Source organism: Actinotalea ferrariae, assembly GCF_019733465.1.
Classification (GTDB): Bacteria; Actinomycetota; Actinomycetes; order Actinomycetales; family Cellulomonadaceae; genus Actinotalea; species Actinotalea ferrariae_A.
Genome location: NZ_JACVQL010000063.1, coordinates 1 through 23,082 on the forward strand (window position 1 = coordinate 1; position 23,082 = coordinate 23,082).

Here is a 23,082-nt window from a genome sequence, read left to right on the forward strand (position 1 = left end):
CGCCGAGCCCGCACCCACGGTCGTCGCGGCGGAGCCTGCGGCACCCGTCGTGGCGCCGGTCCCGACCGTGCCGGCGGCGCCCGAACCCGCGGCACCCGAGCCCGCAGCACCGGAGCCCGCAGCACCGGAGCCCGCAGCACCGGAGCCCGCAGCACCCGAGCCGACGGCGCCCGTGCTCGCGGTCGCGGCGGCGCCGGCCGCACCCGCCGCACCGCCGAAGCCGACCCCCTTGAGGACGGCGACGGCGACAGCGCCGAGGACGAGCGGCGCGATGACGAGGCGCATGCCGTGGTTGACGTCGCCCAGCTCGAGGACGAGCGCGCGGCACGTGCCGCACTCCTCGAGGTGGGACTCGACCAGCGCGGTCTCGCGCTTGGCCAGCCCGCCGCGGACGTACGCGCCGAGCTTCTTGTTGATGATGACGCAGGCCTCGTCCTCGGGGGCCGCGAGGTGCTGCTGGAGGTACGCCTGGCGCAGGCCCTCGCGGGCGCGGTACGCGAGCGCGGCGACGCCGTTGGCCGTGAGCCCGAGGATCGGGGCGATCTCGGCCGGGTTGAGCTCCTCGACCTCCGTGTACCAGAGGACGGCCTGCCACCGCTCGGGCAGGGACTTGTAGGCCCGCGACACGACGCCGCGCTCGAAGCCCGCGAGCGCCGGCTCCTCGGTCGACTCGGCCTGCCCGACGGCGGCCTCGAAGGTCTCGACGTCGTCGGTCGCGACGGCGCGCCTGCTGCTCTCGACGCGCTCCATGGCGACGCGGCGCAGGACCGTGAAGAGGTAGGCGCGGAAGGCGACGTCGGGCCCGCCGCCGCCCTGGATCGCGGAGAACACGCGCGAGAAGGCGTCGGAGACGGCGTCCTCGGCGTCGGCCGAGCGGTTGGAGTACTGCCGCGCGACGGCGCGAGCCGCACCCGCGTGGCGCTCGTACAGGACGCCGAAGGCCGCGGCCTCGCCGCTGCGGACGGCGGTGATCAGCTCGGCGTCGCTGGACAGGTCCCAGGCGTTGCTGATCGTCACCTCGTCCCCTCCTGCTCAGCACCGCTCGGATGTGCGTCGTCGTGCTGCCCGTGGCGCTCGTCGCACCGCCGTGCCGCGCGGGGCCCTCTGCTGGACGCGGCCGACATCGCACAGGGTCTCACAGCACGTCAAACCGCCACTGGGCCTCACGGGTGACATCGACACGTCCGGACCCGGACTGAAGTCTCGCGCGCGACGCGCGTGCGAGCATGGGGTGAGACGCGCCTCACAGGGGGACGCGGAAACTCGTCCTGGAAGTCGCGTCATGCCTGCGGGCCACGGCACTCTCATCCATCGTGACCTCGACGGAGCAGATGCGCGACGCATGGGCCGCGACCCTGCGTGAGCAGTGGCGCGCCCGCACGGTGGAGTCGGTCTGGCTGCGGCCGGGCGACTGGTACCACCCGGCGGTCGACGCCTTCACCGAGGCCCTGGCCTCGGGTGCGTGCGCGGCGGCCGCCGCCGCCCGGCTGGGCGAGGTGCGTGGCGCCGCGGGCGTCGGCATCGCGGAGACGCTCGACGACGTCGGGCTCGTCTACCAGATCCTCGAGCGCGAGCCCGGCATGGACGTCATCCGCTCGCTGTGCGAGGGCTGGGCCGGCGCCGTCGAGGCGCTGCCGGTGCAGGTCTCGTGCATCGACCCCGAGTCGGGACTCCCGACCCTCGAGTACCTCGGCGTCCGCCTCGCCGAGACCTACGGCGCGGCCCGCAAGCACGGCCACGAGGCGTTCGTCACCCACTGCCTCGTCATGGTCGACGTCGCGACCGAGGACCTCGCGCCGTGGCGGCGCATGGCCCGGTCCGCAGCGATGGGCCGCGCGCTGTCCGCCGCCCTCCCGGCCGGCCACCCGATGGCGGCGCTCGGCGGCGGGGCCTTCACCGTGCTCGTCGCACGTGACTGGGACCTCGGCGAGACCGTGCGGCGCATGCGGGACCAGGTCAACGAGAACGCGGCGCAGCTGCAGATCGCCGACCTCCTGCGCCAGCCGCCGCGGATCTGGATCGAGCCGCTGCCCGAGACCCACGAGCAGGCCGTCGACCTGCTGCACCAGCTGCGTCGCTGACGCATCCCACGACCACCAGCATCCCCCCACGCGAGAGCGGGGTCGCGCACCGCGCGGCCCCGCTCTCGTCGTCCGGGTCAGCGCTCAGCCGCGGTGCTGCGGGCGCCAGACGACGAGCGCGCCCGAGCTGGTCACGCGTGCCGGACGGTGCCCGCGCGGGACGGCGACCACCTCGCCCTGCGGCCCGGCGGCGAACACGCGCCGGCCCGGATCGGCCATCGAGCGCAGCAGCTCGACCTGCTCGGTGAGGCGCTCGACCTGCTGCTCGAGCTCGAGGATCCGCTTGATGCCCGCGAGGTTGACGCCCTCGTCCTGCGAGAGCCGCTGCACCTCGCGCAGCGTGGCGATGTCGCGCAGCGAGTAGCGCCGGCCGCGACCCCGCGCGCGCCCCGGCGAGACGAGGCCGAGGCGGTCGTACTGGCGCAGGGTCTGCGGGTGCATGCCGGCGAGCTCCGCCGCGACCGAGATGACGAAGGCCGGTGCGTCGTACGCCTGCTGGGGGATCGTCGCCATCGCTCCTCCTGCCCTCGCTACTGGGCGGCCCGGGCGCGCAGCTCGGCGCGGACGTCGACGCCGTCCGTCGCCCGCGCGAACGCGTCCACAGCGGCCCTGGCGTCGTCCGAGAGCCGTTGCGGCACGACGACCTGCACCGTGACGAGCAGGTCGCCGGTCCCCTGGGACGTCGTGATGCCGCGGCCGCGCACGCGCAGCGTCCGGCCCGATGGCGTGCCGGCCGGCACCTTGACGCGCACGGGCGCGCCGCCGAGCGTGGGCACCTCGACCTCGGCGCCGAGCACCGCCTCGTCGAACGTGACGGGCACCGTGACGCGCAGGTCCTTGCCGTCGAGCGTGAAGACGGGATGGGGCTCGACGTGGACGGCGATGATGAGGTCGCCGGGCTGACCGCCCGGCTCGGCCGCGCGGCCCTTGCCGCGCAGCCGGATCTTCTGGCCGTCGCGGACGCCGGCCGGGATGCGCGCCGTGACGCGCCGGCCGTCGGCGGTGAGCGTGACCGTCGAGCCCTCGACCGCCTGCCGGAACGGCAGGGTCGTCTGCGCCTCGATGTCGATGCCGGCGGCGCGGCCGAAGCCGCCGCCACCGAACAGGCCGCCGAGCAGGTCGTCGAGGCCCGGGCCGCCCGCACCGCCGCCGGGCGTCGTCGAGTAGCGCACGCGCTGGCCGCCGGGCGCGCCACCGCCGAAGAGGCCGCCGAAGACGTCCTCGAACCCGGCCGAGCCTCCGGCCTGGCCGCCGCGGCCGGGCGCCGAGAACCGGGCACCGCCGCCGGCCATGGCACGGATCGCGTCGTACTGGCTGCGCTGCTCGGGGTCGGAGAGCACGGCGTAGGCCTCGCCCACGTCCTTGAACTTCGCCTCGGCGGACGCGTCGCCGGGGTTGTGGTCGGGGTGGAGGGTGCGAGCCAGCTTGCGGTACGCCTTCTTGATGGCGGCGTCGTCCGCGGTCTTCGGGACGCCGAGCGTCGCGTAGAAGTCCTTCTCGAACCAGTCCTGGCCGGTCATCGCACCCTCCTCCCCTGCTCCTCGATCATGCGTCGCGTGCCCGTCAGCCCTCGGGCTCGGCGACCGCGACCCGTGCCGCGCGGACGATGCGCTCGCCCACCCGGTGGCCCGGCTGGAGCACCTGGACCACGGTCGGCTCGGTCACGTCGTCCGAGTGCGCGTGCATGAGCGCCTCGTGCACGGTCGGGTCGAACGGCTCGCCCGCGGCGCCGAAGCGCTCCCAGCCGAACTTGGCCAGGGACGCCTCGAGCTTGTCGGCGATGGACGCGAACGGCCCCTCGGCGAGCTCGCCGTGCTGACGCGCGAGCTCGATCTCGTCGAGCACGCCCATCATCGCCTCGACCATCGCGACGACCGTCTGGTCGCGCGCGACGAGGCGGTCCCGGTCGACCCGGCGGCGGTAGTTGACGTACTCCGCCTGGAGCCGCTGGAGGTCCTCGAGCCGCTCGGCCGCGAGGGCCTCGGCGGGCGAGGCGCCCGCCTCGGCCGCATCGGCCTCGCCGCCCGGGCCGACGTCGGGTGCGCCGTCGGACGCGGCCGACGCCGCCTCGGGGGCGACCGGCTGCTCGCGGACCGCGCCCGTCTCCGGGTCGATCCGTCGCTTGTCGGTGAACCGCGGGCGGTCGGGCTCGTCGCCCGACCCGCCCTGCGGCGTCGTCGTCTGGTCCGTCACTTCTTCTCGTCCTCGTCCACGATCTCGGCGTCGACGACGTCCTCGTCCTGGGGCGCGGACGACGGGGCGTCGCCGGCCGGCGAGGCCGTCGGGTCGCCGTCGCTCGCGGCGTCGGACTGGTAGATCGCCTCGCCGATCTTCTGGCTCACGGCGGTCAGCGCGGCCTGCTTGGACTTGATCGCCTCGACGTCGTCACCGGCGAGCGCGGTGCGCAGCTCGGTGATGGCCTCGGTGACCTCCGTCTTGACGTCGTCGGGCACCTTGTCGCCGTTGTCGGCGAGCACCTTCTCGGTCGAGTACGCGAAGGACTCGGCCTGGTTGCGGACCTCGGCCTCCTCGCGACGCTTCTTGTCCTCGGCCGCGTGCTCCTCGGCCTCGCGCACCATGCGCTCGATGTCCTCCTTGGGGAGGGCCGAGCCGCCGGTGATCGTCATCTTCTGCTCCTTGCCCGTGCCGCGGTCCTTCGCGGACACGTGCACGATGCCGTTCGCGTCGATGTCGAACGTGACCTCGATCTGCGGCACGCCACGGGGGGCCGGGGCGATGCCGGTCAGCTCGAACGTGCCGAGCGGCTTGTTGTCCCGCGCGAACTCGCGCTCGCCCTGGAAGACTTGGATCAGCACGGACGGCTGGTTGTCGTCGGCCGTCGAGAAGATCTCGCTGCGCTTGGTCGGGATCGCGGTGTTGCGGTCGATGAGCTTGGTCATCACGCCGCCCTTGGTCTCGATGCCGAGGCTCAGCGGGGTGACGTCGATGAGCAGGACGTCCTTGCGCTCGCCCTTGATGACGCCGGCCTGGAGCGCGGCGCCGACGGCGACGACCTCGTCCGGGTTGACGCCCTTGTTCGGCTCCTTGCCACCGGTGAGCTCGCGCACGACGTCGGCCACGGCGGGCATGCGGGTCGAGCCGCCGACGAGGACGACGTGGTCGATGTCGCCGACCGTGATGCCGGCGTCGGCGATGACCTGCTTGAACGGCGCCTTGGTGCGCTCGATGAGGTCCGCCGTCATCTGCTGGAACTGCGCGCGCGTGAGCTTGGAGTCCAGGTGGATGGGGCCGTTCTCGCTCATCGAGAGGTACTGCATCGAGATGTTGGTGCTCGTCGCCGAGGAGAGCTCCTTCTTCGCCTGCTCGGCGGCCTCGCGCAGACGCTGCAGCGCGATCTTGTCCTTCGACAGGTCGACGCCCGAGGTGTTCTTGACCTCCTTGATGAGGTGCTCGACGATCCGGTTGTCCCAGTCGTCGCCGCCGAGGCGGTTGTCGCCGTGCGTGGCGCGCACCTGGATGGTCGAGAACTCGTCCTCGTCCTTGCCGACCTCGAGGAGGGACACGTCGAACGTGCCGCCGCCGAGGTCGAAGACGAGGATGAGCTCGTCCTCCTTGCCCTTCTCCAGGCCGTACGCGAGCGCGGCCGCCGTCGGCTCGTTGACGATGCGGAGCACGTTGAGGCCCGCGATCTGGCCGGCGTCCTTGGTGGCCTGGCGCTCGGCGTCGTTGAAGTACGCGGGGACCGTGATGACCGCGTCGGTCACGGGCTCGCCCAGGTACTCCTCGGCGTCGCGCTTGAGCTTGCCGAGCACACGCGCGGAGATCTCCTGCGCGTTGTACTTCTTCTCGTCGATGCCGACCGTCCAGTCGGTGCCCATGTGGCGCTTGACGGAGCTGATGGTCCGGTCGACGTTCGTGACCGCCTGACGCTTGGCGACCTCGCCGACGAGGACCTCGCCCGTCTTGGAGAACGCGACGACGGACGGCGTCGTGCGCGAGCCCTCCGCGTTCGCGATGACCGTCGGCTCGCCGCCCTCCAGGACGGCGACGACGGAGTTGGTGGTGCCGAGGTCGATCCCGACCGCTCGTGCCATGGGAGATGCCTTCCTTCGTGTGTTGAGCCTGCTGCGCTCAAGTCTGCGGGCGTCGGGGTGCTCGCGCAACTCCGAGGCGCCGAACTTGAGTGCATCAGGCTCAACTCCTGCGATCGACGCAGTGTTCCGCGATCCGGAGGATCCCGGCACGACGACAGCGGTAGCGCGCTGCCGATCCCCCGGCGTCGTTGCGCGTGCTGGTGGTCCGTCGCGCGCGTGTGGCGAGGTCAGTGCTGGGCTCGAGGACCCCACCCAGTCGACGGGTCCCCGGCGACTCCTCATCGTGGGCGCTTCTCGCCGGTCGCCTCACGCTGCGATCGCGCGTTCGACATAGGTCGACACGGTGGCGATGAGGTCGGTCGTCGGGTCGCGGAGCCACTGGAGCCCCATGCCGTCCAGAGCGGCGGTCAGCAGTCGGGTCTCGATCTGGATCTCCGCGTCAGTCAACGGTGCGATGTCGCCGGCGTCCGCGGCCTGCCGTAGGTGGTCGGCGAGGGTGGCGAGGTTGGTGGTGAGCGACCTGCTGGATCGCGTCGACGACGGCCGCGCGCGATCAGACGCCGGGGTCAGCTTTGGTGGTCGGCGTCGGTGACGACCTCGAGCAGGTGACGACGTGCCGTTCTCGTCGGCCTCCTGGATCGCGATGTGAGCCATGAACCGGTCGTGTGTGGCGCCGTGCCGGTGCTCCTCGCCAGGTTGGATGTAGACGACGTCGCCGGGGCGGATCTCCTGGACCTCCCCGCCGCGGCGGGCGACGTACCGGATGCCGTCCGTGACATAGAGGGTCTGGCCCTTGGGGTGGTGGTGCCAGGCGGTACGTGCGCCAGGGGCGAACTTCACGTGGGCGCAGCCGACGGCGGACTGCTCGTCGGGGGTGCGGAAACCGTCGATGAAGACGGTGCCGGTGAACCACTCGCGGGGGCGGCGGCGGTCTGGCCGCCGCTTCGCGTGAGCCTCATGCTGGTCGTCCTCCGTCGGTCGGGGTGCCTACCGCGCGCTCAGCCATCGGCTGGCGCGATCGTCACGGTGATGTCCTGCGGGGCCTCGGCGAGCAGCTCGATGCCTGCGTCGTCGATGGTGCCGAGGCGGGCGATGCCGTTCCAGTAGCCGACGTCGCCGTAGTACAGGACCAGGTCGGAGGTGGGCGCGTACCAGCCGATCTCGCCCGGGTTCGGGTCATCCCCGGCAGGCATGCCGTCCATCGTCAGCGCCTGGTCCAGGCGTGCGACCTTCTCGACCGCGTTGTACTCGGAGAAAGTGAGCGTCAGCGGCAGGCGTGCGGCCAGGTCGCGTGCCGCCGGGTTGTCCCCCAATCGCCCCCGCACGGGTGTGTCGCCGATCGTGACGACGACGGCGGTCCCCGGTGCGGGTGTGGTGGGCTCGGGGGTGGAGCTCGGTGACGGTCCCACGGTCGACGTCCTCTCGGTCGGCATCTGCTCCGCGCTGGTGGTGGTGGTGCCGCAGGCGGTGAGGCTCAGCATCGTCAGAGCGGCGCACGCCCCGATGGCGGTCCGGACGATCGTTGTGTGCATGGACGTGTCCTCCGCGTCTTGTCGGGCGGTCAGGACGCTGGTTCTACACGCATGGTCGTCGCCGCGGCGTCAGGCGTGGTCATGGCCGCGCCGTAGCCGCCGCTCCCGTACTTAGCCCAGTACGCCTCGTCCACGCCCGTCACCGCAGCGCCGACAGGCACCAGCCGGACCCGCACCTCGCGGCCCCGGCCGCGGAATTGCGCGTAGGGGTGCCGCGCGACCTGCCGGTGCCAAGAGCCGTCGGGACCGTGGTACGAGCGCACGTACAGCTCGTCTCCGACGCGCACGATCCAGATCGGTAGGGGCCGCCGAGTCGTGCCGTCGGGTCGCTCGGTCGCGATGGTGATCTCGGACGCCGCTTCGAGCGCGGTCAGGTCCTCGGGGATCCAGCTGCTCATGACGGTTCCTTTGGCCGGTCAGACGGTGAGAAGCACCTTGGTGGCGCGCCGATCGTCCATGGCCTTGTAGCCCTCGGCGGCCTGCTCGAGCGGAAGGGTGAGGTCGAAGACCTTGCCGGGGTCGATGGTGCGGTCCCAGATGAGCTGGATGAGCTCGGGCAGGAAACGGCGGACGGGGGCGGGGCCGCCAAGGATCTGGACCTGGGAGAAGAACAGCAGATCGCCGGGGAGCTGGACGTCGTGGGTGACGCCGACGAAGCCGACGTTCCCGCCGGGACGGGCGGAGCTGATGGCCTGGACCATGGCCTCCTGGGTGCCGACAGCCTCGATCACCGAGTGGGCGCCGAGCCCGTCGGTGAGCTCCTTGATCCGTGCGACGCCAGCGTCGCCGCGCTCCTCGACGATGTCGGTCGCGCCGAAGTGGCGGGCGAGGTCCTGGCGGTCGGAGTGCCGCGACATGGCGATGATGCGCTCGGCTCCGAGCTGCTTGGCGGCGAGCACGCCCATGAGCCCGACCGCGCCGTCACCGACGACCGCGACGGTCCGGCCGGGGCCGGCCTGGGCGGCGACGGCGGCGAACCAGCCGGTGCCCAGTACGTCGGAGGCGGCGAGTAGGTGCGGGATCAGGTCGGGGTCCGGCTGGCCGGGGGTCGCGACCAGGGTGCCGTCGGCGAACGGGATGCGGGCCTTCTCGGCCTGGGTGCCGATGGCGCCGTCCACGAAGACGCGGTGCACGCAGCTGGACGGGTACCCGGCGCGGCAGATCTCGCAGGTGCCATCGGAGATGACGAACGACCCCACGACGAAGTCACCGGGCTTGACGGTCCTGACCTCGGCCCCGACCTCCTCGACGACGCCGACGTACTCGTGGCCCATCGCCGCGTGGTCCACCGGGTCGGCGCCGCGGTACGGCCACAGGTCGGACCCGCAGATGCAGGTTGCCGCGATCCGGATGACCGCGTCGGTCGGGTCGACGATCGTCGGGTCGTCACGGTTCTCGACCCGGACGTCGCCGGGGCCGTGCATGATCACGCCACGCATGAGTTCTCCTTCGTCGGCAGCTGGTGCCTCGACCCTCCGCCGGATCCCGCTGGCGCGGGAGTCCCTGTCGTGGGGTGTACCGGCAGTGCACCCCACGGCAGTGCCTCCCCCGCCGGCTGTCGGCGTCCTACCGTCGAGGCATGGACAACCGGGCGGACGTGCGCGAGTTCCTCATGTCACGACGGGCGAAGGTGACCCCGGAGGCGGCCGGCGTGATCGGCGGGACGAACCGGCGGGTGCCGGGTCTGCGGCGCAGCGAGGTCGCTGCGCTGGCGGGCGTGAGCGTGGAGTACTACGCCAAGCTCGAGCGCGGCGCGATCGCCGGGGCGTCGGCCTCGGTCCTGGACGCCGTCGCGGCGGCGCTACAGCTCGACGACACCGAGCGTGCGCATCTGCTCGACCTGGCCCGGGCAGCGGACGGCATCCCGTCGTCGGGCCGACCGCGCCGCCGCGCGGCCCGCTCGGCAACGCCTCGGCCCAGCCTGCAGTGGGCGCTGGCCGCGATTACCGACGGGATCGCGTTCGTGCGGGACCAGCGCCAGGACCTGCTGGCGACGAACGCGCTCGGCCGCGCCTTCTACTCCCCCGTCGTCGGCGACGGCGGCCGCGCCCCGAACCTCGCGCGCTTCCAGTTCCTCGACCCCGCAGCGCGCGACTTCTACCCGGACTGGGACCTGTTCGCGGAGATGTGCGTGGCAATCATGCGCGCCGAGGCCGGTCGCGACCCGCACGACAAGGGCATGCAGGACCTCGTCGGTGAGCTGTCCACCCGCAGCGACGTCTTCCGCCGCCTGTGGGGCGCACACGACGTCCGCACCCACGGGTCGGGCACCAAGCGGTTCCACCACCCCGTCGTCGGTGAGCTGACCCTCGCATACGAGGAGCTCGCGATCACCGCCGAACCCGGCCAGGTGCTCATGGTCTACACCGCCGAGCCGGGCTCGCCGTCCGCCGAGCGCCTGCGCCTGCTCGCCTCCTGGGCGACCGACCCCTTCCCCGCGTCCGCTGCACGATCGGAGCCGTGATGGACCTGCAGGACTTCCTCGACCACGTCGCCCGCGGGCAAGTCATCGAGGGCGGCTCCCAGCAGCATGCCTTCCTGCACGGCACCGCCCAGGACGCGCTGCGGGTCACCGCGGAGCTCAACACCGGCTACCGCACGCCCGAGGAGGTGCGCGACCTGCTCTCCCGACTCACGGGGCGCCCCGTGGCGAACTCCGTGGCCCTGTTCCCGCCGTTCTACTGCGAGTTCGGCAAGAACCTCATGCTCGGTCAGGACGTGTTCATCAACATGGGTTGCCGGTTCCAGGACGCCGGCGGGATCACCATCGGCGACGGGACCCTCATCGGGCACGGCAGCACCATCGTGACGCTGAACCACGCCGTCGACCCCACACGTCGCGCCGACATGGTCCCGGCGCCCGTCGTCATCGGCCGCAAGGTCTGGCTCGGTGCATCCGTCACCGTCGTACCGGGCGTGACGATCGGCGACGGCGCCATCGTCGGCGCGGGCGCGGTCGTCACCAAGGACGTGCCCACGAACGCGGTCGTCGCCGGCGTCCCGGCCCGGCTCATGCGCACAACGGGGTACGACGCCTGACGTCGTGCTGGCGATGGCGCAAAGAAGCGCGCTAAGCACCCCGGGCGGGGGACCCCTGCGGACCGGGACACGACGATGAGACAGCGACTCACTCGGACTTCTGTCAGTGCGCAGGTCATAGCGCCGGGCAGCGGACAGGCCTCGTGAGTTCCTACAAGCAGCTCGGATTCCGCGGGAAGACGCGCCCAAGGGCTCGGAAAGACGCAGGAATCGCTCGGCACGACCGCGTCGAGAGCTGGCGCCGCGCCTGTGGCTTCGCATTGAGCCTGTCCGTCGCGTTCGCGTGTCCGGCGCGTGTCCGCCGTCGCGTTGGCGTGCCCGCACGCCATCGCGCGTGGTCGAGCTGATCAGGTGAGGAGCGCGACCTCGCGCAACCAGACCTCGAGATCGGGTCCGGCTTCGGCGACTTCCTCGCCCCGCACGGCGAGGCCTTTCCCGATCGTGACGCCGGCTGCCAGCTCGGTGTACACGTCGACGGACCGACCGAGACCGCTCATCGCATGTGTCGTGACGGGTAGGACGCGTTTGCCCTGCAGGGGCACGGACTCGACGAACGTGGACATGATCATCGGTGGCCGGACGTTCCAGATCGGGCTGGCGAGGATCACCGTGCCGTACCCGGTGACGTCGGGCAGTGGCGTGGCGATCGCGGGCCGGGCGTCCTGGTCCTGCTCGCGGACGTTGCGGGCGACGGTCTCCTCGTAGTCAGCCGGGTAGGGGTCGGCGGCCTCGATCCGGTAGGTGTCGAGCTTGACGCGGTCGGCGATCATCGTGGCCAGGACCTCGGTGTTGCCGACCTCGAGGACTCTGCGTTCGCCGTACCAGGAGTTCTCGCCGGGCCGGGAGAAGTACACGAGCAGCGTCCCGGTTGCGGCTGACGGTGCTGGCGTCATGGGGGTGGGCTCCTGGCTCCGGGTCGGGCCCTGTGCGGTGTCGGGGGCGGCGGCGCAGCCGGCCACTGCGAGAAGGGTCGCCCCGCCGCTGCCGGCCAGGACCGCGCGCAGGAAGGTCCGCCTGCTGGTGGTCGCGGGCGGGGTCACGCGTCCGGCGCGCTCAGCGCATCGGTGCGGGTGGCGGCGAGCGACGCCAGGAGGGCCAGGCCGTCGGCGGCGGGTGTGCCGTGCGCGGCGCTGTAGGCGATGAGGACGAGCCCGGGCTGCTGGGTGAGCTCCATGACGTCGTACTCGAGGGCGAGGACGCCGACCTCGGGGTGGCGCAGTCGTTTGATGCCGGTGCGGTGCAGGCGGACGTCGTGGGTGGCCCACAGGGTCCGGAAGGTCTCCGAGCGGGTGGACAGCTCCCCGACGAGGTCGGAGAGCGGCTTGTCGTAGGGGTTGTGGCCGGCGGCGCCGTGCAGGGCGGCGACGCAGTCGTGGGTGACCTGCTCCCAGTCCGGGTAGTAGTCCCGCGCCGAGGGGTCGAGGAAGGCGTACCGGGCGCTGTTCGGCGGGGTGCCGGTGTGCTGGGCGAAGCGGTAGACGGGGCTGAGGAGCTCGCGGGCCATGGCGTTGTCCGCGACGACGTCCATGCGGGAGTCGCGGACGTAGGCGGGGACGGTGGCCATCGCGTCCAGGACCCGCTGCAGCGAGGGCTGGACCGGGCTGCGGGGGGTCGGGGTGCGGCGCCGACGCGCGGGTTGGTTCGCGGCGTGGGCGAGGTTGCGCAGGTGGAGCTGCTCGGCCTCGTCCAGTCGCAGTGCCGCGGCGATCGCGTCCAGGACGGCGTCGGAGGCACCGGAGAGGTTCCCCCGCTCGAGGCGGGCGTAGTACTCCGAGGACACCCCGGCCAGGACGGCGACCTCGTCGCGGCGCAGCCCGGCCACGCGGCGGCGTCCGGTGCTCGCCGGCAGGCCGACGTCCGCCGGGCTCAGCCGGGCGCGACGCGAGCTGAGGAAGTCGCGCACCTCGTCACGTTGGTCCATACCGTCGACGGTACGAGCGACCGTGCGCCCTAGCCACGCACTGCCAGTGCACCCATAGCCAGAACGTTCCCCGCCCAGGTCGTGGGTGGTGTGGTGGAGACACACACGACCGCGCCGACCAGCGCTGAGCGCCGGACGAGCAGACGAAGGAGCACGAACCCATGCAGACAGTGACACTGAACAACGGCGTCGAGATGCCGATCCTCGGCTTCGGCGTCTTCCAGGTCCCCGAGGAGGAGACCGAACGCGTCGTCACCGACGCCCTCGCCGCCGGCTACCGCCACCTGGACACCGCGGCCGCCTATGGCAACGAGGCAGCCGTCGGCCGCGCGATCAAGGCCAGCGGCATCGCCCGAGACGAGCTGTTCGTCACCACCAAGCTGTGGATCCACTCCGGCGGCGAGGACGGCACCAAGCGCGCGTTCGACACCTCCCTGCAGGCACTCGGCCTGGACCACCTGGACCTGTACCTGATCCATCAGCCCCTCGGGGACTACTACAGCTCCTGGCGGGCCATGCAGGACCTGCACCGTCAGGGCGCGATCCGGGCCATCGGCGTCTCCAACTTCCACCCCGACCGGCTGGTGGACCTGCTCGAGCACAACGAGATCACCCCGGCGGTGAACCAGATCGAGACCCACCCCTACCACCAGCGCACGAACGACCAGCAGGTCATGACCGAGCACGGGGTGCAGATCGAGTCCTGGGGCCCACTCGCCGAGGGCAAGAACGGCATCTTCAGCGACCCGGTCCTCACGGCCATCGGCCAGGCCCACGGCAAGTCCGTCGCCCAGGTCACGCTGCGCTGGCTCATCCAGCGCGGCGTCGTCGTCATCCCCAAGTCCTCCCGTCCCGAGCGCATGGCGGAGAACTTCGACGTCTTCGACTTCGAGCTCACCGCGGACGAGATGGCCTCCATCGCCACCCTGGAGACCGGTGTCAGCGTCGCCTTCGACCACCGCGACCCCGCGATGGTGAGCTGGCTCAACAGCCGCAGGGCCGGCTGATGATCACCCGCACCCTCGGCCGCAGTGGCCTGCAGGTCTCCGCGCTCGGGCTCGGCTGCATGGGCCTGAGCCACGGGTACGGCGCCGCCGTCGACCGCCAGGACGGCATCGCGCTCATCCGTGCCGCCGTCGACCAGGGGGTCACGTTCTTCGACACCGCCCAGGTGTACGGGCCGTTCACCAACGAAGAGCTCGTCGGGGAAGCCCTCGCACCCGTGCGCGACCAGGTCGTCATCGCCACCAAGTTCGGGTTCGCCTTCGACGGCTCGACGTCCACCGGGCTCGACAGCCGCCCCGAGCACATCCGCACCACCGTCGAGGACTCCCTGGGTCGCCTCGGCGTCGAGTCCATCGACCTGCTCTACCAGCACCGCGTCGACCCCGACGTCCCGATCGAGGACGTCGCCGGCACCGTCCGGGATCTCATCGCGGAGGGCAAGGTCCAGCACTTCGGCCTCTCCGAGGCCGGGGTCGCCACGATCCGCCGCGCACAGGCCGTCCAACCGGTCACCGCGCTGCAGAGCGAGTACTCCCTGTTCTGGCGTGAGCCCGAGGCCGAGATCCTGCCGACCCTGCTCGAGCTCGGGATCGGCTTCGTCCCGTTCAGCCCCCTCGGCAAGGGGTTCCTCACCGGCGCCATCACCAGCGCAACGACGTTCGAGGCCGGCGACCTGCGCAACTCCCTGCCCCGGTTCACCGAGGACGCCCGCGCCGCCAACCATGCACTGGTCGACGTCGTCACGAGCGTCGCCGCACGCCGCGGCGCCAGCCCCGGACAGGTCGCCCTGGCCTGGCTGCTCGCCCAGCACCCGTCGATCGTGCCCATCCCCGGCACCACCAAGCAGCACCGTCTGACCGAGAACAACGCTGCCGCCGAGGTGAAGCTGACGGTCGAGGACCTCGCCGAGCTGACCGAGGCATCGGACCGGGCCGACATCAAGGGAGCCCGATACCCCGAGCACATGCAGCGCTGGATCGACCGCTGAGGTTCCGAGGTCCGCCCGGTCGTCGCAGCCATCCGCCGACCGGGGCGGATCCGGACAAGAACGTGAGACGCCGGCCGCCTCACGCAGTCGTCAGCGTCCAGCTCACAGTGTCGGGAGCCGGACACGTCGCGTGAGTTCCTCCAGGGCTTCGCCGGAGCGGGAATGGCTCGATGCAGCCGCGGGTTCGAGTCGATACCCCCTAGGGGTATTGACGTCATCCTGCCGGCTCGTTCGACCTCACCGCTTGGAGCTACTCGCCATGTCCGCACCTGCATCCGACCGCGCTCCCGCGGTCCCGCCCGCCGACTCCCGGCTGCGCCTCCCGCTCCTGGTGATCGCCACCGCGCAGCTGATGCTCGTGCTCGACGACTCGATCGCGAACATCGCCCTGCCCACGCTGCAGAACGAGCTCGACATCGCCCCCGCCGTGCTGCCGTGGGTCATCAACGCCTACATCCTCATGTTCGGAGCGCTGCTGCTGTTCGGCGGCCGGGTCGGCGACGTCGTCGGACGGCGTCGCACCCTGCAGCTCGGCATGGTGCTGTTCGTCGCGGGGTCCCTCGTCGCCGGCGTGGCGCCGAACGGGGGGGTCCTGATCGCCGGCCGGGTGCTGCAGGGCATCGGCGCCGCGTTGACGGCGCCGAACGCGCTCGCCCTCATCGCCACGACCTTCCCGGCCGGCAAGGCCCGCAGCGGCGCGCTGGCCACCTACGGTGCGATGTCCGCGCTCGGCATCGTCCTCGGCCTGCTCCTGGGCGGCGTGCTGACCGGCACGCTCGGCTGGCGCTGGGTGTTCTTCATCAACGTGCCGATCGGCCTGGCGGTGCTTGCCGGCACGCGGGTCCTGGTCGACGCCGAGCGCCACCAGGGCCGGATCGGCATCGGCAGTGCGGTCACGGGCTCGGCGGGCATGGCGGCCCTGGTCTACGCCATCACGCACGGCGGCGAGAGCGGCTGGGGCGACGTGGTGACGGTCGCGTCGTTCGCCGCCGCGGCGGTCCTCCTGACGGCGTTCGTCGTCGTCCAGGCGCGCAGCGCCGACCCGATGCTGCCGCTGCCGCTGCTCCGCGACCGCAGCCGCTCCGGGGCCTACCTGGGCACCCTGCTGCTGGCCATCGGCCCGATGGGTGCGTTCTACCTGCTGACGCTGCACATGCAGCACGTCCTGCAGTACAGCCCGCTGCAGACCGGGCTGGCATGGCTGCCCTTCGCGGCGGGCATCGTCATCGCGTCGGGCCTCACCGCCAAGCTCATGGCGCGCCTGGCGGCGCGGGTCCCGACCGTGGTGGGCCTGCTCATCGCCGGCGGCGCACTGCTGTGGCTGTCCACCATGGGCGTCGAGACCTCGTACCTCGGTCACCTCATGCCGGCGATGTTCGCCCTGGCGTTCGGCTTCGGCATGAGCCTGCTCGCGATGACCGCCACGGCGGTCGACGGGGTGCGCGCCGAGGAGTCCGGCGTGGCCTCGGCCACGCTCAACTCCGCCCAGCAGCTCGGTGTCGCGCTCGGGCTCGCCGTGCTCTCCACGGTCGCGATCACGACGACGAACGCCACGCAGCCGGACGCGCTCACCTCGCTCCACGAGGGACGTGTCGCCGGGGAGGCGGACCTCGTCGCGGCCGCGAGCGAGGCGCTGGTCCAGGGCTACGCGACCGCACTCCTCGTCGGCGGACTGCTCCTGGTCGCGGCGGCAGCCCTCACGGCGCTGCTCATCTCCACGGGCCCGGCGCGAGACCGGGAGCTCCAGCCGGCGACGGACCGGGGCTGACGCGTCGCGGTACGCGACGCCGTCGGCCGACGCGTCCCCACACTCGCGTGGGGGACGATGCACGGGTGATCGAGTCGGCGCGTGGGGTGCGCAACGTCGGCGTCCGGGCGGCCCTGCTGGCGGCGGTGCTGTTCGGGGCGAGTGCGCCGGCGGCGAAGCTGCTGCTGGGCGAGGTGAGCCCGTGGCTCCTGGCGGGCCTGCTGTACGTCGGCGCCGGCGCCGGGATGGGCCTGTGGCGCCTGGTGCGCCGAGCGCCACGGGTACGACTTCCCCGCCATGAGGTCCCGTGGCTGGTCGGTGCGGTGGCGGCCGGAGGTGTCGCCGGTCCCGTGCTGCTGATGTTCGGGCTGTCGTCCATGCCGGCGTCGGGCGCGGCGCTGCTGCTGAACGCCGAGGGCGTGCTCACCGCGGTGATCGCCTGGGTGGTGTTCCGCGAGCCGGCGGACCGACGCGTGGTGCTGGGCATGCTCGCGATCGTGGCCGGGGCCGTCGTGATCGCGGTGCCGACCGGCGGCGCCGAGCTCACCAGCGCATGGCCCGCCGTGGCGGTCGTCGCGGCCTGCGCGTGCTGGGCGCTGGACAACAACCTGACCCGCAAGGTGTCCCTCACGGACGCGACCTGGCTCGCGATGGTCAAGGGCGCCGTCGCGGGTCCGACGAACCTCGTCGTCGCGCTCCTGCTGGGCGCGCAGCTGCCGGCGGTCCCGGTCGCGGCCGCGGCGGCGGGCCTGGGGTTCGTGTCCTACGGGCTCAGCCTGGTGCTGTTCATCGTGGGCCTGCGTCATGTCGGGACGGCGCGGGCCGGGGCGTACTTCTCGGTCGCGCCGTTCTTCGGCGCGCTGCTCGCCGTCGCCCTGGGGGACCGGGTCACGTGGCAGCTGCTGGTGGCGGGTGTGCTGATGGCCGTTGGTGCGTGGCTGCACCTGAGCGAGGACCACGGGCACGAGCACGAGCACGAGGCCGTGCGGCACGAGCACTCGCACACGCACGACGACGGGCACCACGCCCACGAGCACGCGCCCGGCGAGGTCGTCGAAGCCGGGGTGCGCCATCGGCACGTGCACACGCACGAACCGGTGACCCACACCCACGAGCACTACCCGGACGCCCACCACCGCCACGACCACTGAAGGTTGTCTGATGACGCAGTGGACGAGGGTCATCGGCGCGTCGACGTGTCGGCCCTGTCGCTGGTCGCACGGATCTGTCGCGCGGCCACCGCTGTCCGCACCGAGCCGCCTACCTGGTCACCACCAGTAGTTGTCCTGGGTCGTGTAGGGCTCCTCGAGGGCGGCGATCTCCTCGGCGGTGAGTCTGAGGTCGAGGGCGGCGACGGCGTCGGCGAGGTGGTGCGGCTTGGTGGCGCCCACGATCGGGCAGGCGACCACCGGCCTGGACAGCACCCAGGCCAAGGCGACCTGGGCCATCGGGAGGCCACGGGCCTCCGCGACGTGCTGGATCGCCACGACGACCGCCTGGTCGACGTCGCGGTCGAAGGCCTTGGCGACGGCGTCGGTCGACGACCGGGTCGTCTGCTCGCCCCACGGTCGTGCAGCCCGGCCCTTGGCCAACGGCGAGTACGGGGTCAGACCGACGCCCTGGTCGAGGCAGAGCGGGATCATGTCGCGCTCCTCTTCCCGGCGTAGGACGCTGTACTGGTCCTCCATGGCGACGAACGGCGTCCACCCGTGCAGGTGCGCGGTCTGCTGCAGCTTGGCGAACTGCCAGGCCCACATGGAGGAGGCGCCGAGGTAGCGGACCTTGCCCGCCTTCACGACGTCGTGGAGGGCCTCCATGGTCTCCTCGACCGGGACCTCGTCGTCGAAGCGATGGACGTAGTAGATGTCGACGTAGTCGGTGTCCAGGCGGCGCAGCGAGGCGTCGAGCTGCTCGATGATCGCCTTGCGGGACAGGCCGCTGCCGCCGGGGCCGTCGTGCATCGTCCCGTGGACCTTCGTCGCCAGGACGATGTCCTCGCGGCGGGAGTAGCGCCGGATCGCCCGGCCGACGAACTCCTCGGAGGTGCCGCCCTGGTAGACGTTGGCGGTGTCCCAGAACGTCACGCCGAGCTCGACCGCCTGGCGGAAGAAGTGCGCCGCGGCGTCCTCGTCGAGGGTCCACCGATGCATGCCGGCCGCGGCGACGCCGTAGCTCATGCAGCCGAGGCCGATGCGGCTGACCCTGAGGCCGGAGCGCCCCAGCCGGGTGTGGTCCATGGTCGCCGTCCTCTCAGGTGGTGCGCGCCACCCCCGTTGACGAGGGACAGGCGTCCACCGACTGCTTGCAGCGTAGGCACGTCCGGATCCGCACGCCGGGCACCGGACGTGGGATGCGTGAGGCGCCCACCCCTCGGACGACCTAGCAGGACCTGGCCGCTCCCCGACGTCGGCGAACTCCTGCTGGACGGGGCGGCCCGGCAGCCGCGATCCTCGAGTCGAGGTGAGGCTCATGACCACTTTGCGTCACGGCAAGATCTGCCATGTCGAGCTGCCCGCGGACGACCCGCAGACGTCGGCGGAGTTTTACGCCCGCGTCTTCGACTGGAAGGTGCGTGCCGAGCACGGCACCTACTTCTTCGAGGACGCGACCGGCGAGGTCAGCGGCCACTGGGTCCCCCACCGCAAGACCACCTCGCCCGGGGTGCTGGTGTACGTCTGGGTCGACGACCTCACCGCGGCCGTGGAGCGTGTGATCGCCGAGGGGTGCGAGATCGTCCAGCCGGTCGGCGGGGATCCGGGTGAGCTGACCGCTCGATTCCGCGACCCCGGGGGCAGCGTCATGGGCCTGTACCAGGAGCCGCTGGCCTGAGCGTCGGCGACGGCACGCGGTCGCCCGTCCTGCCGACTCTCGTAGCCTCCGCCACCAGCCCGTGCAGGCGCTGTCAGCGGGTCAGCTCGTCACGCAGCAGGTCCAGGTGGCCCGCATGGCGGGCCGTCTCCTCGAGCATGTGGACGTAGATCCAGCGGAGGGTCACAGGGCCCACGCCGAACGACGGCACCCGGGCGGACGCATCGAGGTCGGCGACGGTGGCTGCGGCACGACGGCTACGGGCGCAGGCGTCGGCGTAGAGCTGGCGCGCGCGTTCCACGCCGAAGGTCGCGCCCGCGTGGAAGTCCCAGTCGCGGTCCTCGTCGTAGGGCGCGGACGCCCACGGCTCACGAGGAGGCTGCCCGAGAAACCTCTCGGAGAACCACAGGTCCTCCATGTGGGCGAGATGGACGACGATGCCCGCGACCGTCAGGTCCGTCGCGCCCAACGCCCGCCTCCCGGCGGCCTCGTCATCCAGATCGTCGAGGGACGCCAGCACCCCGTCTCGGTACTGCTCGTAGAAGGCCTCGACCATGACCCGCTCGGGAGCTCGCAGAGGGGGATACGCCATTCCGGGAGGCTACCGGCGCTCCAGAACGGGCTTGCGGTCCCGCGTCGTCGCGACGCGTACCGCTGTCACGGCCGCCCCGTTCGGTCAGCTCGGAAGAGTGGCCCCGCCCGTGCTGCAGAACGCGGCGAGCCACGACGCGAGCACCTCCTTCTCCGCTGCCTGGACCCGTGCGCGCAGGCTCGTGACGTCGTCGTCGGGCTCGACGGGGACGTGGCGCTGCGCGAGGACGGGGCCCTCGTCGTACTCGGCGGTGACGGCGTGCACCGACGCGCCGGTGACGGTCGCGCCGTCAGCGAGCACCGCCGCGTGGACGCGGTCGCCGTACATCCCGGCACCGCCGTACGCGGGCAGCAGGGACGGGTGCGTGTTGACGATGCGCCCGGCCCACTCGGCCAGGACGCGTGGGCCGAGCTTCTTCATGTACCCCGCGAGCACCACGAGCTCGACGTCGGCGGTCCGGAGCGCCTCGGCGATCGCCGCGTCCAGCATGTCGGGCTCGGGATGCGTTCGCCCGCTCAGGTGACGCGTCGGCACACCACGCGCCCGCGCCTGCTCGAGCGCGCCCGATCCGCTGTTGTTGCTGAGGACGAGTCGGACCTCGGCCAGCAGTCCCCGACCGCTGTCCTCCATGATCCGGGCCGCCGTGGTCCCCGTGCCCGAGGCGAGGATCGCGATGGGTGTGCGGAGATCCACGCTCGACATGGCGCCACGGTAGGACAGCGGCGGGAACCGTTGTGCGACCCGGTGCAACGGTCTGAGGGATTCAGCCCGAGCCGCCTTCCTCGGCACCCGGGCTACCGTCGGTCCGTGGAGCCCTGGGACGAGTCCGCCGCAGGCGTGCTGCGGCTCCCGTCCGGGCGGCTGATCAGGGGACGAGGACTGCGCCACGGCCTGCCGCCCGGGCCGTTGCCCCACGTCGCCCTGTACCTCCGGAGCAGGCCACCACCGCCCGTCGAGTGGGACGCGCGGTGGCTGCGGTGGCCGGACTGGTGGCTGCCGAGCGATCCGGTCGACGCTCGGCACGCGCTCGTGGAGCTGTGGCAGCGCGCAGCGGGCGAACGCGCCGAGGTGGCATGCAACGGCGGTCGTGGCCGTACCGGGACGGCGCTGGCATGCCTCGCCGTCCTCGACGGCGTACGCGCCGCCGACGCGGTCGACCACGTCCGCGAGCGCTACGACCGGCGGGCGGTGGAGACGCCGTGGCAGCGCCGGTACGTCACCCGGTTCGAGGCGTGACCCGGCTCGGCGCCGGCTGTCGGACGCCGGAGGAGGAGCGGCCCGTGCTCCCACCCCGTGCTTCTGCTGTGGGGAACCACGTCGCGCGGCGGAGGACGTCGACGTCGTTCGCGAGCTCGCCCCGATCGGTGTTCGTGAGGAGGACCGCGGCGCCGAGCTGGCCGGCCGTGCCGATGTTGCCGTCACGTCCCACCCGGCGGACGTGCACCTCGACGTCGCTCCCGAGGCCCCGCGCGGCGTCAGGGGTTCCGCCCCAGCGCCGACCCGGCATCACCGGCAGCCACAACCAGGCTGCGTGGCGGCCGCTCGTGTGGTCCGGCTCCGGGACGGGCAACCCCGCCTGGAGCCGCAGGTTTGCCACCTCGAGCTGGACACCGGCGTGCACGCGGGCGAGCTCCGAGACGGACGCGCCTGGAGCGCGCGCGGCGGTCTCCAGGACGACGAGCCGACCGTCGGGCGTCGTCGCGAACTCCGTGTGGACGACGAACTCGCCGGCCGACCCGAGTGCGCGGACGACGCGGCCGTTCAGCTCGTGCGCCGTCACGGCCTCCGGGGTGTCGGCCGGCACGGTCCACCCACCCAGCACACGGCCGTGGTCCAGCCCGAGCAGGGGCCCCAGGTAGCGCCCCACCTGAACCGGGCGGACGTCGCCCTGGCGCACGAGCGCGTTGACATGGCCGAGGGTCCCGTCGACGAACTCGTCGACCTGCCACCCCGTCTCGCCGTCGTGCCGGGCGAGCCAGCCGAGGACCGCCTCGACATCGTCGAGCACCTCGACGCCGCGCGAGTTCGCCTCGCGACGCGGCTTCACGACGGCGGGGAGCCCGACGGCCGCGACGACGCGGTCGGCGACGGCACGGGAGGACGTCACGGCCGGCTCGAAGGTGAGGTATCGGGGCACCGGGACCCCAGCTGCTTCGAGGCGACGCTTCATGAGGACCTTGTCGCGGTATCCGTCGAGGTGCGCGGGGTGGCGTGCGGGCAGGCCCGTCGTCGCCCGCAGCCGAGCGCACTCGGCGAGGCAGTACTCGTCGTTGGTGACGACCTCCACGGCACCCGCGGGCGCGGACCGCACGACCGACTCCCACGCGTCACGTCCGGCGTGCACGACCTGCCCGACGGGTCCCTCGACGTCCTCGCGGAGCACCGTCGCGGGGTCGGCGTCGGTGAGGACGACGACCTCGAAGCGGTCGGGCGGGAACGACTCGGCCGGGTTCGTCGTAAGGGGCTGGCGCGAGTGGAGCACGAACACGCGCGGGCGTGCGTTCGACGAGTGGGTCGAGGCCTCGGACATCGCTTCCTCCCGACGGCGGAGACGACGACGTTCGTCATGGACCCCGGACCCACCGATCGTGGCACGACGAGCATCGCCGCGGCCACCGCACCGAGATCACTGCCCGAGCATCGCCAGGGCGTCCCGCTCCTCCTGACGGAACCGGTTCACCACGCCGGCGCGGACCGCCGCGCTGCTGCTGGGGAAGTACGCACTGCCATCACCGCGGCCGCGCTCGGCATAGACCGAGCGGATGATCTCGGCGTCGGTGAGCGCGGTGACGTCGCGACCGGCGAGGGCGCGCTCGAAGATGTCGTCGGTCCGCCCGCGGTGCTGCACCGCGGTCGACCAGAGCACGTCCCGCAGGGCGGGCGACCGCTCCTCGAAGTCCAGCCCCGGCGGCCGCGCCTCCGTGGCCCGCAGCTGTGGCTGGTAATGGGTCCGCTCGACGGCGTCGTGCTGCGCGGCCGCGAAGCCGTCCGGGTCGCGCGCCGCGAGCTCGCGCCAGGCGGCGCCGAACTCCGGGGTGCCGGGCCTCAGGCCCGCCAGGGCGGCGTGGTGCTCGGGGTGGGTGTCCCGCAGCCCCTCGACGAACTCGCGGGCCGAGCCCTGCGTGCTCGAGAACTGGTACATGCCGTAGGACACGCCGCCGTGGTCCCCTCGGCCGGTCGAGACGGTGCCCGGGTCGCCGTTCGACTCGTACCGGCGGCTGAGCGACCCCAGGTCGTGCGCGCCCGCCGGAGGTGGGTGGGCTGCGGCCGTGGGCAGCGCGGCGGGCCCGCCCGCCGCGGGCACCGCCCCGGCC

Annotated in this window: 25 protein-coding genes; 9 read left to right on the forward strand and 16 right to left on the reverse strand. The window is 72.4% G+C overall.

Annotated features, from left to right (window positions below):
* The coding region (locus ICW40_RS05825; protein WP_221652894.1) for a sigma-70 family RNA polymerase sigma factor at positions 1-1,017 on the reverse strand (1,017 nt) is incomplete at its 3' end.
* 296 nt (positions 1,018-1,313) lie between these two features.
* Here ICW40_RS05825 and ICW40_RS05830 point away from each other — a divergent pair.
* Positions 1,314-2,081, forward strand: a complete 768-nt coding sequence (locus ICW40_RS05830; RefSeq protein WP_308121650.1) for a hypothetical protein — start codon at positions 1,314-1,316, stop codon at positions 2,079-2,081.
* Between the two features lie 84 nt (positions 2,082-2,165).
* Here the strand turns inward: ICW40_RS05830 and ICW40_RS05835 are convergent, their stop codons facing one another.
* From ICW40_RS05835 to ICW40_RS05875, 8 genes are all read right to left on the reverse strand, one after another.
* A complete protein-coding gene (locus ICW40_RS05835) occupies positions 2,166-2,594 on the reverse strand; it encodes a heat shock protein transcriptional repressor HspR (protein WP_221652895.1) in 429 nt (142 codons plus the stop codon).
* Positions 2,595-2,611: 17 nt separating this feature from the next.
* Positions 2,612-3,601, reverse strand: a complete 990-nt coding sequence (locus ICW40_RS05840; RefSeq protein WP_221652896.1) for a DnaJ C-terminal domain-containing protein — start codon at positions 3,599-3,601, stop codon at positions 2,612-2,614.
* 43 nt (positions 3,602-3,644) lie between these two features.
* Positions 3,645-4,274 carry a nucleotide exchange factor GrpE gene (gene grpE, locus ICW40_RS05845; protein ID WP_221652897.1) on the reverse strand — a complete coding sequence of 210 codons (630 nt, stop codon included), beginning with the start codon at positions 4,272-4,274 and terminating at the stop codon, positions 3,645-3,647.
* Positions 4,271-6,136 (reverse strand): molecular chaperone DnaK, encoded by a 1,866-nt coding sequence (gene dnaK, locus ICW40_RS05850; protein ID WP_221652898.1) that lies wholly within the window; start codon positions 6,134-6,136, stop codon positions 4,271-4,273. The genes grpE and dnaK overlap by 4 nt, the downstream gene beginning before the upstream one ends.
* A 306-nt stretch (positions 6,137-6,442) precedes the next feature.
* Positions 6,443-7,027, reverse strand: a complete 585-nt coding sequence (locus ICW40_RS20790; protein ID WP_445206261.1) for a cupin domain-containing protein — start codon at positions 7,025-7,027, stop codon at positions 6,443-6,445.
* 107 nt (positions 7,028-7,134) lie between these two features.
* On the reverse strand, positions 7,135-7,668 hold the full coding sequence (locus ICW40_RS05865; RefSeq protein WP_221652900.1) for a cyclophilin-like fold protein: 534 nt from the start codon (positions 7,666-7,668) through the stop codon (positions 7,135-7,137).
* 29 nt (positions 7,669-7,697) lie between these two features.
* The gene (locus ICW40_RS05870; RefSeq protein WP_221652901.1) at positions 7,698-8,066 is read right to left on the reverse strand and encodes a DUF2255 family protein; all 369 of its coding nucleotides are present in this window, start codon (positions 8,064-8,066) and stop codon (positions 7,698-7,700) included.
* Between the two features lie 18 nt (positions 8,067-8,084).
* The gene (locus tag ICW40_RS05875) at positions 8,085-9,107 is read right to left on the reverse strand and encodes a zinc-dependent alcohol dehydrogenase family protein (protein WP_221652902.1); all 1,023 of its coding nucleotides are present in this window, start codon (positions 9,105-9,107) and stop codon (positions 8,085-8,087) included.
* A gap of 140 nt (positions 9,108-9,247) precedes the next feature.
* On the opposite strand from ICW40_RS05875, the gene ICW40_RS05880 reads away from it, so the two are divergent.
* Together ICW40_RS05880 and ICW40_RS05885 are read left to right on the forward strand one after the other, a co-directional pair.
* On the forward strand, positions 9,248-10,132 hold the full coding sequence (locus ICW40_RS05880) for a helix-turn-helix transcriptional regulator (protein WP_221652903.1): 885 nt from the start codon (positions 9,248-9,250) through the stop codon (positions 10,130-10,132).
* Positions 10,132-10,707 (forward strand): DapH/DapD/GlmU-related protein, encoded by a 576-nt coding sequence (locus tag ICW40_RS05885; protein ID WP_221652904.1) that lies wholly within the window; start codon positions 10,132-10,134, stop codon positions 10,705-10,707. The genes ICW40_RS05880 and ICW40_RS05885 overlap by 1 nt, the downstream gene beginning before the upstream one ends.
* A 347-nt stretch (positions 10,708-11,054) precedes the next feature.
* On the opposite strand, the gene ICW40_RS05890 is transcribed toward ICW40_RS05885, so the two are convergent.
* Together ICW40_RS05890 and ICW40_RS05895 are read right to left on the reverse strand one after the other, a co-directional pair.
* Positions 11,055-11,600, reverse strand: coding sequence for a flavodoxin (locus ICW40_RS05890; RefSeq protein WP_221652905.1), 546 nt, complete (start codon positions 11,598-11,600; stop codon positions 11,055-11,057).
* Positions 11,601-11,743: 143 nt separating this feature from the next.
* Positions 11,744-12,628, reverse strand: a complete 885-nt coding sequence (locus tag ICW40_RS05895; protein WP_221652906.1) for a helix-turn-helix domain-containing protein — start codon at positions 12,626-12,628, stop codon at positions 11,744-11,746.
* A gap of 161 nt (positions 12,629-12,789) precedes the next feature.
* Here ICW40_RS05895 and ICW40_RS05900 point away from each other — a divergent pair, with 161 nt between their 5' ends.
* The 4 genes from ICW40_RS05900 (at position 12,790) to ICW40_RS05915 (ending at position 17,519) form a co-directional block, all read left to right on the forward strand.
* On the forward strand, positions 12,790-13,635 hold the full coding sequence (locus ICW40_RS05900) for an aldo/keto reductase (protein ID WP_221652907.1): 846 nt from the start codon (positions 12,790-12,792) through the stop codon (positions 13,633-13,635).
* Complete coding sequence (locus tag ICW40_RS05905; protein ID WP_221652908.1) at positions 13,635-14,621, forward strand: aldo/keto reductase; 987 nt, start codon at positions 13,635-13,637, stop codon at positions 14,619-14,621. Before ICW40_RS05900 ends, ICW40_RS05905 begins: the two co-directional genes overlap by 1 nt.
* Positions 14,622-14,880: 259 nt before the next feature.
* A complete protein-coding gene (locus ICW40_RS05910; protein ID WP_221652909.1) occupies positions 14,881-16,389 on the forward strand; it encodes an MFS transporter in 1,509 nt (502 codons plus the stop codon).
* A 65-nt stretch (positions 16,390-16,454) separates the two neighbouring features.
* Entirely contained in the window at positions 16,455-17,519 is a 1,065-nt protein-coding gene (locus ICW40_RS05915; RefSeq protein ID WP_308121652.1) for a DMT family transporter, read from the forward strand.
* Positions 17,520-17,636: 117 nt separating this feature from the next.
* On the opposite strand, the gene ICW40_RS05920 is transcribed toward ICW40_RS05915, so the two are convergent.
* Positions 17,637-18,605 carry an aldo/keto reductase gene (locus tag ICW40_RS05920; protein WP_221652910.1) on the reverse strand — a complete coding sequence of 323 codons (969 nt, stop codon included), beginning with the start codon at positions 18,603-18,605 and terminating at the stop codon, positions 17,637-17,639.
* A gap of 232 nt (positions 18,606-18,837) precedes the next feature.
* Between ICW40_RS05920 and ICW40_RS05925 the strand changes: the two genes are divergently transcribed.
* Positions 18,838-19,197, forward strand: coding sequence for a VOC family protein (locus ICW40_RS05925; protein ID WP_221652911.1), 360 nt, complete (start codon positions 18,838-18,840; stop codon positions 19,195-19,197).
* A gap of 73 nt (positions 19,198-19,270) precedes the next feature.
* On the opposite strand, the gene ICW40_RS05930 is transcribed toward ICW40_RS05925, so the two are convergent.
* Together ICW40_RS05930 and purN are read right to left on the reverse strand one after the other, a co-directional pair.
* Positions 19,271-19,768: a mycothiol transferase gene (locus tag ICW40_RS05930; protein ID WP_221652912.1), complete on the reverse strand. Its 498-nt coding sequence runs from the start codon at positions 19,766-19,768 to the stop codon at positions 19,271-19,273.
* Between the two features lie 84 nt (positions 19,769-19,852).
* Positions 19,853-20,470 (reverse strand): phosphoribosylglycinamide formyltransferase, encoded by a 618-nt coding sequence (gene purN, locus ICW40_RS05935; RefSeq protein WP_221652913.1) that lies wholly within the window; start codon positions 20,468-20,470, stop codon positions 19,853-19,855.
* 105 nt (positions 20,471-20,575) lie between these two features.
* Between purN and ICW40_RS05940 the strand changes: the two genes are divergently transcribed.
* Positions 20,576-21,004, forward strand: coding sequence for a protein-tyrosine phosphatase family protein (locus ICW40_RS05940; RefSeq protein ID WP_221652914.1), 429 nt, complete (start codon positions 20,576-20,578; stop codon positions 21,002-21,004).
* On the opposite strand, the gene ICW40_RS05945 is transcribed toward ICW40_RS05940, so the two are convergent.
* Together ICW40_RS05945 and ICW40_RS05950 are read right to left on the reverse strand one after the other, a co-directional pair.
* A complete protein-coding gene (locus tag ICW40_RS05945) occupies positions 20,985-22,298 on the reverse strand; it encodes an ATP-grasp domain-containing protein (RefSeq protein ID WP_221652915.1) in 1,314 nt (437 codons plus the stop codon). The genes ICW40_RS05940 and ICW40_RS05945 overlap by 20 nt on opposite strands.
* A 96-nt stretch (positions 22,299-22,394) precedes the next feature.
* Positions 22,395-23,082 (reverse strand): VgrG-related protein (locus ICW40_RS05950; RefSeq protein ID WP_221652916.1); only part of this gene is annotated, 688 nt, incomplete at its 5' end.